The 12,581-nt window shown below is 62.1% G+C and carries 15 protein-coding genes and 1 pseudogene; 10 read left to right on the top strand and 6 right to left on the bottom strand.

The annotated features are described in order from the left end of the window. Window positions 1-442 precede the first annotated feature (442 nt). The 10 genes and pseudogenes from ABFY71_RS16845 to ABFY71_RS16890 all read left to right on the top strand — a co-directional run bounded on the left by ABFY71_RS16845 (window position 443) and on the right by ABFY71_RS16890 (window position 6,693). Window positions 443-583, top strand: coding sequence for an ATP-binding cassette domain-containing protein (locus ABFY71_RS16845; RefSeq protein ID WP_371136149.1), 141 nt, complete (start codon window positions 443-445; stop codon window positions 581-583). A 107-nt stretch (window positions 584-690) separates the two neighbouring features. Continuing rightward, window positions 691-852: pseudogene (locus ABFY71_RS16850) on the top strand (ATP-binding cassette domain-containing protein); the annotation flags it as partial. Between the two features lie 51 nt (window positions 853-903). Further along, on the top strand, window positions 904-1,026 hold the full coding sequence (locus ABFY71_RS16855) for a hypothetical protein (protein WP_347947120.1): 123 nt from the start codon (window positions 904-906) through the stop codon (window positions 1,024-1,026). 94 nt (window positions 1,027-1,120) lie between these two features. Then, the gene (locus ABFY71_RS16860; RefSeq protein WP_347947118.1) at window positions 1,121-1,555 is read left to right on the top strand and encodes an Rrf2 family transcriptional regulator; all 435 of its coding nucleotides are present in this window, start codon (window positions 1,121-1,123) and stop codon (window positions 1,553-1,555) included. Window positions 1,556-1,711: 156 nt separating this feature from the next. After that, window positions 1,712-2,767, top strand: coding sequence for a FecCD family ABC transporter permease (locus tag ABFY71_RS16865; RefSeq protein WP_305578978.1), 1,056 nt, complete (start codon window positions 1,712-1,714; stop codon window positions 2,765-2,767). Further along, on the top strand, window positions 2,764-3,582 hold the full coding sequence (locus ABFY71_RS16870; protein WP_347947092.1) for an ABC transporter ATP-binding protein: 819 nt from the start codon (window positions 2,764-2,766) through the stop codon (window positions 3,580-3,582). The genes ABFY71_RS16865 and ABFY71_RS16870 overlap by 4 nt, the downstream gene beginning before the upstream one ends. A 3-nt stretch (window positions 3,583-3,585) precedes the next feature. Further along, window positions 3,586-4,653, top strand: a complete 1,068-nt coding sequence (locus ABFY71_RS16875) for an ABC transporter substrate-binding protein (RefSeq protein WP_347947093.1) — start codon at window positions 3,586-3,588, stop codon at window positions 4,651-4,653. Window positions 4,654-4,662: 9 nt separating this feature from the next. After that, the gene (locus ABFY71_RS16880; protein ID WP_347947094.1) at window positions 4,663-5,733 is read left to right on the top strand and encodes an ABC transporter substrate-binding protein; all 1,071 of its coding nucleotides are present in this window, start codon (window positions 4,663-4,665) and stop codon (window positions 5,731-5,733) included. Between the two features lie 53 nt (window positions 5,734-5,786). Next, window positions 5,787-6,407, top strand: coding sequence for an FmdE family protein (locus tag ABFY71_RS16885; protein WP_347947095.1), 621 nt, complete (start codon window positions 5,787-5,789; stop codon window positions 6,405-6,407). After that, window positions 6,391-6,693: a TehB family protein gene (locus ABFY71_RS16890; protein ID WP_347947096.1), complete on the top strand. Its 303-nt coding sequence runs from the start codon at window positions 6,391-6,393 to the stop codon at window positions 6,691-6,693. Before ABFY71_RS16885 ends, ABFY71_RS16890 begins: the two co-directional genes overlap by 17 nt. On the opposite strand, the gene ABFY71_RS16895 is transcribed toward ABFY71_RS16890, so the two are convergent. From ABFY71_RS16895 to ABFY71_RS16920, 6 genes are all read right to left on the bottom strand, one after another. Next, window positions 6,690-7,886, bottom strand: a complete 1,197-nt coding sequence (locus ABFY71_RS16895; protein ID WP_347947097.1) for an NnrS family protein — start codon at window positions 7,884-7,886, stop codon at window positions 6,690-6,692. The genes ABFY71_RS16890 and ABFY71_RS16895 overlap by 4 nt on opposite strands. Beyond that, the gene (locus tag ABFY71_RS16900) at window positions 7,883-8,620 is read right to left on the bottom strand and encodes an ABC transporter ATP-binding protein (RefSeq protein WP_305578964.1); all 738 of its coding nucleotides are present in this window, start codon (window positions 8,618-8,620) and stop codon (window positions 7,883-7,885) included. Before ABFY71_RS16900 ends, ABFY71_RS16895 begins: the two co-directional genes overlap by 4 nt. After that, window positions 8,617-9,501 carry an ABC transporter permease gene (locus ABFY71_RS16905; protein WP_347947098.1) on the bottom strand — a complete coding sequence of 295 codons (885 nt, stop codon included), beginning with the start codon at window positions 9,499-9,501 and terminating at the stop codon, window positions 8,617-8,619. Before ABFY71_RS16905 ends, ABFY71_RS16900 begins: the two co-directional genes overlap by 4 nt. Beyond that, a complete protein-coding gene (locus ABFY71_RS16910) occupies window positions 9,491-10,471 on the bottom strand; it encodes an ABC transporter substrate-binding protein (protein WP_347947099.1) in 981 nt (326 codons plus the stop codon). Before ABFY71_RS16910 ends, ABFY71_RS16905 begins: the two co-directional genes overlap by 11 nt. A 49-nt stretch (window positions 10,472-10,520) precedes the next feature. Beyond that, the gene (locus tag ABFY71_RS16915) at window positions 10,521-11,324 is read right to left on the bottom strand and encodes a TehB-like domain-containing protein (protein WP_305578958.1); all 804 of its coding nucleotides are present in this window, start codon (window positions 11,322-11,324) and stop codon (window positions 10,521-10,523) included. Window positions 11,325-12,085: 761 nt separating this feature from the next. Then, complete coding sequence (locus ABFY71_RS16920; RefSeq protein WP_347947100.1) at window positions 12,086-12,322, bottom strand: hypothetical protein; 237 nt, start codon at window positions 12,320-12,322, stop codon at window positions 12,086-12,088. Window positions 12,323-12,581: the final 259 nt, after the last annotated feature.

The raw sequence follows: 12,581 nt of genomic DNA on the forward strand, positions 1-12,581 counted from the left end.
CAGCACTGAGCTTGCTGAACAGGGGCAAGGTGCGCACCAGACTCGGGTCAATTCCGGCCAAAATCACTGCCTCATCGTGTTGTAGACTGTGCCTATCATAACAGCGCTGCGCTCTGATACTCGTCAATCGGCCGCAGCGGACAGCCGCTTGGCCTGCCATTCACCGAAAGCCTGCTGACGTGGCTGCCAGGCGCCATCGCCACGTGGCAGGCTGATCGCGGCCATACCGAGGCGCAGCTTGCCGTGGGCGCGAGTTGGTTGCCGGTTCTGCGATAACCCGCGCCGCAGTCGACGCCACGCAACGTGCAGCCGCAGATGCTGTCGCGGTGGCAGGCACCCGGCCGTCACTTGGCAAGCCGGGCTAGGAAGACCCACCCGATTGCTGACGGGCCTTGGCAAGTCCTTTGGCCATGGCAAACACCACAGGACCATCCTGGATTGTGTGGATCTGGTACTCCATGCTGGAGAGGTGGTCGGTATTACCGGACCCTCTGGCCGCGGAAAATCAACCCTTCTGCGCATTATTGCGGGGCTCGAGCCGACAAGCTCAGGCACAGTTGTCGGCACCGTTGGCAGCAATTAGGGCGGCGCGACCATGCCGGTGTTTCAGTATCCTGTTGCGAGCCTCGACCCGCGCTGGCTCATCTGGCGCAGCCTGGTCAGCCACTGACCGCCCCCCGCCGACCCAGGCTGGCGCAGGCGGAGCACCTAAAACCGGCCCGGCAGGCGCTGGCGCAACTCGGGCTGGCCGATGTTGACCCGTGCAGCCTGCCGGCTGACTTATCGTCGGGACAGTGTCAGCGCGTTTCTGTAGGCCGTGCCCTGATTGCCAGCCCCCGCCTGCTACTTGCGGACGAGCCGGCCAGTGCTCTCGATACCCTGGCCAAGCGACAGGTCCTCGACATGCTCGTTGAAGCCGCCGCGGCAGGCACTGCCATCCTACTGATCAGCCATGACCGCAAGATGCTTGGCACACTGTGCGACCGGGTGCTCGAACTCCAGCAGGGCCAATTGCGCGCTGTTTAACCTTATAATACAGGCGTAAGAGTTGAACTTGCAGCCGTTCTGGGCAAACCTGCACTGGCTTGAAGTGGCCGATCCGCTGGCTTACAGGACGACCATGCGACTCACTCAATTTACCGATTACGCCCTGCGCCTGCTGATCTATGCGGCAATGCATGCCGATCGGCTGGTGACGATTGAAGAAACCGCCGCCGCCTACGGGATTTCGCGCAGCCATCTGATGAAGGTAGCCAACCTGCTGGCGCGCGAAGGCTTCCTCAAGGCGGTGCGCGGCCGCTCAGGGGGACTGACGCTGGGCAAGCCGGCGCAGGAGATCGTGTTGGGGCATGTGGTACGGGCAACCGAGCCCGACTTCGCCATGCTGGAGTGCTTTGGTCGGGAAGAGCAAACTTGCTGCCTCTCACCGGAATGTCATCTGCGCGGCATTCTGGGTGGCGCGCTGCACGCCTTCATGACGGAGATGGATCGGCATACCCTTCAGGATTTGGCCAGCAATCCCGTCCACTTCGGAGTTCAGCGCCCAGCCGACTGAAGATGGTGAGTGCGACATTTTCGCTTGACGCTAAAACATGACTATTAAATACATGTATTTGCTGTATAGCTGATCACACCCATGTGATCTGTGCTCCGGATGTCCGTCACAGACCGGATGTAACAGCATCGTACCATTATTGATCAAAGGCCTTCCATGACCGATTTCGCGCCAGCGAAACGGGCGAGCCTGCATGCGCGCACTGCTACCCGTACCAGCGTCCTCACTGCCATTCTCATTATCCTGCCACTATTGCTCGCCGTGCTGGCTCTGTGCCTAGGACGCTATATCGTCAGTCCCGGCAATACCCTGTCCATCCTGTTCAGCCACGTGTTGCCGATCGAGCCCAATTGGGAGGCGGTGGAAGAGACCGTCGTGCTCAACATTCGCCTGCCGAGGGTGCTGATGGCGCTTTTTATCGGCGCGGGCCTCGCTGTGTCAGGCGCCGCCTTTCAGGGCCTGTTCGGCAATCCATTGGTCAGCCCGCATATTCTAGGAGTATCCTCGGGCGCGGGCTTTGGGGCGGCCCTCACCATCCTGATCTTCCGCCATATGGCATTTGTGCCCGCCGGGGCGCTGGTCTTCGGCATTGTGGCCATGGTGTTGGCGCTGTGGATTTCGCGGCGCGGCGGCAGTTCGTCGCTCTTTATGCTGATCCTGGCCGGCGTTATTACCGCCGCCATGTTCGAGGCGCTGCTGGCGCTGCTCAAATATGTCGCCGACCCCACCGATACTCTACCCACCATTGTCTATTGGCTGATGGGCAGCCTCACCTCCGCATCCTATGAGATGCTGGCCTGGGGCGTGCCCCTGATCGGCATCGGTATTGCCGTATTGTGGGCAGTGCGCTGGCGGCTCAATGTCATGTCGCTGTCGGAGATTGAGGCCCGTTCGCTCGGCACCGATGTGAAGAAAATCCGCTGGGTCGTCATTATCGCTGCCACTCTCGTCACCGCGACCACCGTGTCGCTGGCTGGCATTATTGGCTGGGTAGGCTTGGTCATTCCCCATGTCGCGCGCATGCTGGTGGGCTCTAACCACTCAGCCTTGATCCCCGCATCGATTTCGATGGGCGCCATCTACTTGCTGGTCATCGATACGGTCGCACGCACTGCCACCAGCGCCGAAATCCCGCTGTCTATCCTGACGGCGCTGGTGGGCGCACCGTTCTTTGCCTACCTGCTGAAGCGCAGCAAGGGAGGCTGGTCATGAGCCTCACCATCCGCAATGCCAGCTATGGCTACAGGCCAGGACAGCCGCTGTTTTCGGGTCTCGATTTCGCCCTCTCTCCCGGTGACATCATGGCGGTGCTCGGTCCCAATGGCTCGGGCAAGACGACGCTGCTCAACACCATTACGGGCATGATGGCCTGGCAGCAGGGCGAAACCCGTATCAATGACAAGCCGCTGGCCGCCTATGGCGAACGGGCCTTGTGGCGCCATATCGGCTATGTGCCGCAGGCGCGCGCCAATGCCTTTGCCTATTCGGTTCTGGACATGGTGCTGCTCGGTCGCGCGGCGCATCTGGGCACCTTTTCCCGACCCGGCGCCAAGGATCGCGCCCTGGCCCGCCGGGTGCTGGAGCGCCTCGAAATCGGCCATCTGGAGACGGCCTATTGCAACGCCATCAGCGGGGGTGAACTGCAGTTGGTGTTCATCGCCCGTGCGCTGATCGGCGAACCATCGATCCTGTTTCTCGATGAGCCAGAATCGCATCTCGATTTCAAAAAGCAGCTGATCATCCTCGATATCATCGAGCGTCTCGCCCGCGAGGATCGCCTGACCTGCGTGATGAATACGCATTTTCCCAACCACGCACTACGCATTGCCGATTCCGTGCTGATGCTGGGCGGCGATGGCACCCATCGCTTCGGCCCCACGAACACAGTGCTGACTGAAGACTCTATCCGCGCGTGCTTCGGCGTTAATGCGCGCATCGACACCATTGTCGCCGAAGGTCGCGCCATGCGTGCCATCTATCCAGTGTCGCTCGACCGGCCCCCTGCCCCTTCTCAACCGGAGAGCTGAACCATGTTCAAGCCATCGCTGTTCACCGCCCTGCTCATCAGCACCGCCCTCGCGACCGCGCCAACCCTGGCGCAGGACACTCACAAGGTCACCGACCGCATGGGTCGCGAAGTCAAGTTGCCGATCAAGGTCGATCGCATCGTGACCGAGTTCCTGCCTTTCCCCTCTGCATGGTTCATCTCCACTGGTTCGGCCGACGCCATCGCCGGCATGCATCCGGACTCCATGCGCATGGCCGAACGGGCTTTGCTGGGCCGCATAGCCCCGGCATTGCACAACGCTGAAACTGGCTTCACGCAGGGCAATTCCGTCAATGTCGAAGAACTGCTGCGGCTGGCGCCTGATGTGTTCGTTTCTTATGAAACCATGCCCGCCATTGCCGATGTCGCGCGCACCGGGATTCCGGTTCTGGCGATGGATGTGCTGTCCAATTCCGGCGGCAATGTCATTCAGACCTACAGTGGCTGGATGCAATTGCTCGGTCAGGTGGCCGGGCAGGAGGCGCGCACCCAGGAGATCATCGCCTATGGCCAGGGGACGCTCGATGATACGCGCTCCCGCCTGGCCAGCCTGAGCGATGCCCAGAAGCCTGGCGCCCTGTTCTTCGCACGGCTTGAAGAAAAATCGCTCAAGGTCAACGGCGCCGGTCATTTCGGGAATTTCTGGCTCACCGAGTCAGGTGCCGTCAATCTGGCGCCGCCTGAGTTCACACCGCTAGCCGACATCGACATGGAACAGATCTACAAGCTCGATCCGGAGGTTATGTTCATCTCCAATTTCTCCGCTACCCAGCCGGAAGATCTCTACGAGAACCGCATTCCGGGGCAGGACTGGAGCCACGTCAGGGCGGTGCAGAACCAGCGTGTCTACAAGATTCCGGAGGGCATTTTCCAGTGGTATCCGCCCAGCGCCGACGCGCCGCTAATGCTCAAATGGATGGCCCAGAAAAACCAGCCTGAGCTGTTTTCGCACTTTCGCATCGAGGACGAAATCAAGACCTACTACGGCCACTTCTATGGCTACGACCTTAGTGACACCGACGTTCAGCTCATTCTCAACCCACAATTCTAAGAACCTCCAATGACCCATACCGCCATGTTGCGCATGCTTTGCCTCGCCGCCCTTTTCGTCCCCGTCACCGCTGCCCAGGCGCAGGATACCCATATTATCACCGATGGCATGGACCGGGAGATCGAGCTACCGATCAATACTGAACGCATCGTCGCCGGATTCTTCCCATTCCCCTCGGCGTTCTTCATCGCCACCGGCTCGCTGGATCACCTGGTGGCCATCAGTTCGGACTCCCATCACGCCGCTGAGCGCTCAGTGTTTGGCAAGATCGCGCCGGGAGTGCTTGAGCTGCCCACCAATCACATCGAGGGCGGCGTGCTCAACGCTGAGGAATTGCTCAAGTTCAATCCCGACGTCTACGTGACACATGAGGGCAACGCTTCCATAGAGGTTGCGGAACGGACGGGCGTGCCGACGCTGGTGCTCGACGTGCTCTCCAAAGGCAAGGGCAACACCATCCAGACCTTTGCCAACTGGATGGACATCATCGGCGCCGTAACCGGCGAGACCACCCGGACTGGCGAGTTGATCGACTATGCCAACCAGACGCTGGCAAATACCCGCGCCATCATGGGCGGGCTGGACGCGGCGGATCGACCCGGCGCCCTGTTCTTTGCGCGGCTACATGAAGGCGAGCTCAAGATCAACGGGCCCGGCCACTTCGGGGATTTCTGGGTCACCGAGGCGGGTGGGACCAATCTGGCTGGCGAACGTTTCCCGTCCTTCTCCGATATCAGCATGGAACAGGTTTATGCGCTTGATCCGGAGGTGATCTTCATCACCAACCTCTCTCCCACCCTGCCTGAGGACCTCTATGAGAACCGCATACCTGGGCAGGACTGGAGCCATGTCAGCGCCGTCAAGAACCATCGCGTATACAAGATCCCAGAAGGTGTGTTCCAGTGGTATGTGCCCAATGGGGACGTGCCGATGATGCTGAAGTGGTCAGCGCAGAAAATGCATCCTGAACTGTATGCCGATTACAATTTTGCCGCCGACCTCAAGGCCTACTATCTGCGCTTCTACGACTATGCTCTGACAGATGCAGACGTCGAGTCCATCCTCAACCCCACATTCTGATGCCCCGGCCATCGGTGTCATCCGGTGGCCAAATTTCATTGCCGAGGACGATCATGACTTTTCCTGCTTTCTTTGACGAAGCGCCCGCGGTGCGGTTGCGTGAACCCCTCGCGGCCTTTCTCGGGGCGACCAGTGATGGCACCATCGAGTATCGCTATGCCGATGCCGTGCGGCTGGCGGGACATTCCTGCCCTGCCGTGGCCAGCGCCTGGCTGATGGTCGCCAACGGACTGAGCTACCTCTACGACGACGAGTTGCCCGAGCGCGGCAACATTGAAGTGGCCATGCGCGATGCGCGCGACTATGCCACCACCGGCGTGCTGGCCTCAATCGCGACGCTGCTCACCGGTGCCGCCGCCGAAACCGGCTTTCAGGGCATCGGTCCGACGCACCGCTTTGCCCGGATGAGCCAGCTCTCCTTTAATGCCGAGATCGATGGCAGGCTGGCTTTGCGGCGGCGTGACACCGGCAAGGGCGTGGTGGTCGACATCAATACCGATTGCGTCCCACACGATCCGGCCATGGCGAACCTGATGCCCAAAGCCGTCGCTGGTACGGCCACACCGGACGAGCAGGCCCACTTCGCCCGGCTGTGGCAGGAGCGCGTCCAGCGCATGTTGATCGAGCATCATGACGATCCCAAGCTGGTCCATCTCTATGACTGGGCCCAGTGACGTGGCGGCCGAGCGTCACTGGCCCGCAGGGATCACGCCATACAAGCGCACGCCCGATTTCACCGAAACCACCATCCCCGCGGGCCTGCTCAAAGCGCATTCAACCAAGACCGAGGTCTGGGCCCAAATCCATGTGCAGCAGGGGCAGTTGCGCTTTCGCGATCTCGAAACCGGAACGGAAAGCGTGCTGCCAGTCGGCGTGCACCAGGTGATTTTTCCGCAGGCTTTGCATGAAGTCGAGCCGGCGGGAGCGGTGCGGTTTTACGTCGAGTTTCACCGCGCCTAGTCCGTCGACGGGCTCACCAGCGCCGGAGCCTTGAAATAGGGCAGGAAGGCGTGGAGCCAGACGCCAAAGGCTGCAGCCCATAACAAGGCGGCCAGTGCGTAGTGCAGGCCGAGAAGGCGCTCGCCTATGCCAAGTTCAGGCAGCGTGCGCACCAGGGCTGCCAGCAGCATCAGCGCCAGTGCCCAATGCCCCTGACGCGGTAGAACCAGGTCGCGGCCGGTGTGGCGCAGCCCGGCAATGATGAAGACCGAGATCACCGCCAATCCCAGCGAACCCATAGAGAGCAGGTGCAGGCCGGTATGGGCGGCGACGGGTGCGCCAAGACCGGCCAGGCCGACCACCAGAAAACCCAGCCCGGCCATCAGATTGGCGCCGGCCAGCCCCAACACTTCGGCCTTGAGCACAGCGCGGCCGATAAACCACTCGGCCAGCCGATCAAAGAACGCGGCACCGGCCGCCAGAGCCAGAAAGGCCGGCGCCAGTGAGTCGGGCAGCAATAGCAGGGCGACGACATAAAGCGCGACGAGGCCGGCCGCTAAATTCTGTCGCCCCGGATGGGGGCGGTAGGGGGTCGTCTCGCCGCTCGGATCGAGCGCCAGATTGATCACCACGACATTGATCCGAGCCACCGAGAGCGAAAGGAACACCAGGAAAACCGCAAGCGCGGCCTCGAGCAGGCGCCCTGAAAGTTGGTGGGCGCCGGTTAGCCAGGCCAGCCGAATGGCGATCTCCAGGCCGGCAAACAGGCCGCACCAGACCGGAAAGGACAAGTGCTTGGTGCTGCGCCGGTCAAGCAAGGGCTTGCTGATGAACCACGTCAGCAATAGCAGGAAGAAAGCATCCGTCACTCCGGTCAGCCCCGCCAGCAGATCAGCGCCAAAGAGTCCCGCGATACGCCCGGGCAGCCACAGGCCGAGCAACCACAACAGATCGCGGTCGCGCCGGCGCGGCGTATCGGTCCATTCCGGCAGGGTCGTGGTCAAAAACCCCGCCAACGCCATGCCATAGGTGCCAAATATCATCTCATGGGCATGCCACTGGCTCACCGGGATGGCATGCGCCAGCGGCAGGTCGAGCCCGTAAAGCATGGTCCATAGCAGCGGCCACAGCGCGCCATGAATAGCGGCGGCAGGAAACAGCAGGCGAAAGCCCTCGTCGAGCATGATCGGTGGCAGTAGCGTTCTCCGGGTCACGATTGCCGCCTCGGATCGAACAATTCGGCAAATTCAGGCTCGCGCGACCAGGAATCCACCATATCGAAGATCTCACGATCGCTGCGCCGGCCGCGTTGCCCGGCCACCTGACGGCTGTCAAGCACGCGGCCGTCCTCGCCTGACAGCAGGATCAGCCGGTCCGCGACCCGCACGGCCTCGCTCAAATCGTGGGTGACGAAAATGGCCGAAAAGCTGCGCGTTTCAGCTGCGGCGATCACCAGATCCTGCAGCGCCCGCTTTAGCCCGACATCGACGGCGGTGAAAGGCTCGTCAAACAATACCACATCCGGATCGACAGCCAGCGCCCGGGCCACGGCGGCGCGCTGGCGCATGCCGCCAGACAGTTCGGCGGGATACTTGTCGAAATCTTCCGGCAACAGCCCGACATCGCGGGCCCGGGCCGCGGCCTGCGCGTCCCGCAACGACCGGCTCATGCCCGATGCTGCCAGCCCATAACCGATATTGGCCAAGGTGGTTTGCCAGGGCAGCAGGCGCGGCTCCTGAAACACCACGGCGTGGCGACGATAGGCACGCTCCACACGACCGCGCAGCGGCTCGATCAACCCGGCGGCGATCTGCAGGATTGTGGTCTTGCCGCAGCCCGAGGGGCCCAGCAGAGCCACGACTTCTCCCTCCCCCAGCGTCAGTTGGAAACCCTCGAACACGCTGCGCCCGAGAAACGAGTGGCCCACGCCATGCAGTGCCAGCTTCATCGTTTGACACCCCAGGGCAAGCTGGCGCTGCGCCAACGCTCCACGGCCTCGCGGATGGGATGCAGGATGCCGAAATCGGAAATCAGCGCAAAAATGACGGTAACGACGATCCACGCCGTTACGGCGGGAATGTCAAATAGGGCGCGCGCCGTGGCCAGTTCCCCGCCGACGCCGCCGGTATTGGACAGCAGCTCCGCCATCACCGTCACCTTCCAGGCCGATCCGATGGTCGTGGTCCAGGCCGCAAACATGTAAGAGAGCAGGTGCGGCAGCGTGACGGTGCGAAAGCGCGTGACCGCAGAGACGCCAAAGGTCCGCGCCATGGCGTCGAGCGAGCGATCCCTGGTGGCGACGCCCTCCAGCGCGCCCGCAAAGGAGATCGGCACGCCGGCCAGCACCACGGTCATCACCGCCGAGCCATTGCCCGAACCAAACCAGATCAGCGCCAGCACGATCCAGGCGATGGGCGGGACGCCCAGAATCACTGTGACGATGGGCTTGAGGATACGCATGGTGGCAAAGGAGTAGCCGGCCGCTGCCCCCGCAATCGTCCCGATCCCGGCCGCCAGCGCGAAGCCGGTCAGGGCGCGCTCGGCAGTCACCCCCGCTATGGCCGGAAATCCCGGCGACAGCAGGATCTGCTGCACCTTGGCAAAGGTTTCGCCCGGCGCCGGCAGGATGAACGAGCCATAGAGCTCATGGCCGAGCTGCCAGGCTGCAACGAGGCAGAACAGCCCCGCCAGCCCGGCCCAGCCCGACCAGATATAGCGCCCCAGCCAAGCGCCGGCCCGTCCCAGCAGATTCAGCCCGCCCGCCGCCATGGGCATCGGACGCGGTGCATCGGTCCAAGGCCTCGCCGGCGCCGTGCTGTCAGAGAGCATAGAAAGCATCGTCGGGCAGCTTGCCGCCCAGGATTGCCGGATTAACCGCCGCCAGCACCTCGAAGAATTCGACCAGATCGGGCTTGATCAGGCTGGCCCGCCCGGCGGTGAGATTGCTGAAGGGCAGCGCCCGGGCAATCACTGCAGCTGGCAGGCCGAAGGTTTCGGTCACCAGCGAGGCGGCGCCTTCCGGATCAGCCAGCACGGTGTCAACGGCCTTTTCCATGGCTGCCTGCAACACCTCGATACCATCGGGACCGAGACGCTCAACCAGAGCGTCAGTCAATGCCAGTCCGGCCTGCGGAATCACCGCCTTGCCGGTTACTGCCGTCCACGCCTGCGAGATATCGATGACCCGATGCAGTGGCTTGCCGGCTTCGGCAGAACGCGCCAGGGCGGCCGTTGCGGCCGGCTCGGTGGTCAGCACCGCGTCAAGCCGCTCCGCCAGCAGCATCTGCACCGCCTCGGCCGGTGTGGCGGTATATTCCAGCGTCAGATCAGTGCCCGCTATTAGCCCCGCCTTCTCCAGCAGGCGCGCCAGCACGTAGTCGGGCATGTCGTTCTTGAACGGTACCCCGACCCTCCTACCCTTCAGGCCGGCGATGTCGGCAATGGATCCGCCACTGGCCAACACATAGAGCAGCCCATTAGTATTGATGTTGAGCAGCCGCACGCCCAAGCCGCGGTTGTAGAAATTGGCGGCGACATAACTCGGGACCACGCTGGCGGGCATGGAGCCGGAGCTAAGGCCGGCACGCAACTCGTCGGGCGTCTTCCACGCCTGGAACGTCGCGCCGGGGGCAACGCCATCGAGATCGCCACTGGCTATAGCCTGGGCGACGACAATTGAGGGCGTAGCTCCCGGCCCCCAGAACACGAGCGGCTCCTGGGCGCGCAGCAAAGCCGGCGCGAACAGCGCCGAGCCTGTGGCAATGGCGGTTCCGGTAAGGAAGGTACGACGGTTCAACATTTGGATCTCCAGGGCAGGCGTTGTGAAAGGGACGGGTCGACGTATTGCTCTAGTCAGCCGCTATGACGCCGGCGCGCAGCGGCACGATACCAGCGCTGTCCTCGCCGCGGTGGAAGGCGAGACCAAGCCGGAAACTCTGGGCGATGCGTTCCGACCGGTCGATAAACAGCGCCGCCGTGGGAGGCAGGCACAACTCCTCCACCGTCTGCCGGAACAGCGCCAGCCAACGCACAAAGTGCGGATCGCTCAGTTCGGAGTTCGCCATATGTTTGGGCATTGGCCGACCGTCATAGCGGCCCGAGCCGAGCAGCAGCGAAGACCAAAAGTCATACATCTTGCCCAGATGAATTGGCCAACTCGCGGCCGCGATATGGGTGTCGAACACTGGTCCAATCAGTGGATCGACCCGGACCTTGGCATAGAACGCATCGACAATCCGCGCGATGCCGGCTTCATCCAGACCCGGCGGCGCAATCTTGCCCGGCACCGCAGGATGTATAGGCTTGCTGAGATCAGCAGCGGAGACAGCAACCATCGGCTCGCCGGGCGGTATTTGCTGGGGCTGTCCGGTCGGGGTTTCCGAAAAGAACTCGACGTAAAAGCGCACTGAGCCAAGGGGCTCGAGCTCGTGCGCCTGGCGCGGACAGACGATGCCAAACCGCTCGGGAACGAGCAATTTTTCGCTGCCATCTTCGATGAAGCGCAGCGTCAACTGCCCTTCGATGACGGAAATCTTGCCCCAAACGCCGCTGTTGGTCTCATGCATGCTCCGCCATGCCGTGGGGATTGAGTGCGCATCAAAGATCTGCGTCCGCTGGTAGGGCCGCAACGCGGTGGGGAGGGAGGGAGCCATCGGGCATTCCTTGCAAAGACCGGAGCACCCTAAACGCCAATAGTTGATATTGTAAGTCATGTTTACTTGCGGCAGGGTGTCGCAAGTCGATGCGGTAACCGCACAATTGGTACCGGCTACACAACGAGGATATCCCTGTTGCTCTAGCCACCCTCGCGCCGGTACTACTCGTCCATCTGTCGATGAATGCTGCCATTGTCTTGCTCATAGGCCTCGAGCGTCACCGTCAGCCAGCCTGGACAGACGCATGGGCCGACATCCCCTGCCCGCAGGGCCGCCAGCCATTCGCCACGCGAACAGCGACAATTCGCATCGGCATGCTCGAGGGACCAATTTCCAGCAATTTGGTGTATCGCCGGATTTTGCGCTGATGCCGGCCCCGACTTGCTTCCGCGGCGAAACAGTCCTGTCAAGAACCCTTGCGGGAGTGTCATCGCCGGCACCCCACTGGCGCAAGAAACGGATGGCAGTTCCCCACTAGGCCGTCTGAATGCCCCTGGCATGCCTCATTGCGCTGAAGTGACATCACGTCCTCTTTTCAAGGCACGCAATCCTGATCGTCGCGAGCCAACAAGAGTGTCATTGCATATCCATTTAATATGTCAATGATTGTCATCTTTCCAGCGACCAAAAGCACACCTTCTCATGGTCGACCAGCCCAGGTGTGACCTTGCGTGGCAACAGGAGGGCTGGCAGGATTGGGCACTGCGCTGCTTGTTTTCCTCGCGCCGGGACTGCGCTTGGGCTGATGCGACGCGGTTTCAGCACGGGTAGACCACCCCTTCGAGCAGTTTGCGTGCAGCGCGGATGGTGGCGGCCGCCTTGACGCCGCCGTCTTCGGTCATTTCAAGAAGCACCTCCATGGTCACGGTGGATGCTCGATCTGAAAGCGGCCATCCGCCGGAATGACCGACAAGGGTTGGGCGCAGTCCACCCTTGTGCTTGGCCGGAACAAGCTGAGTGTTTTCGGGTCCGTGCATGTCCAGGAGAAGCCGCAAAACGTGGTACTCCCATGGTGGCCATCGACGGGTCACGCTTGCGCGCGGTGAACACGCACGAGAAGAACTATACCAAGGGCAAGCTGGGGCGACGCAAGGTCCATGTTGAGGAGAGCATCGCGCGCTATCTTGCCGCGCTTGAAGAAGAGACCGGCCCGGCTACGCCCCGGATCGAGCACCTGACCGAGAGACTGGCGTCGCTGCGCGGGCGTCTCGGGGAACTTGAGGAGATTGCCTATGGGTCAATGCCGCAACTGCC

Source organism: Devosia alba (genome assembly GCF_039938915.1).
GTDB lineage: Bacteria > Pseudomonadota > Alphaproteobacteria > Rhizobiales > Devosiaceae > Devosia > Devosia alba.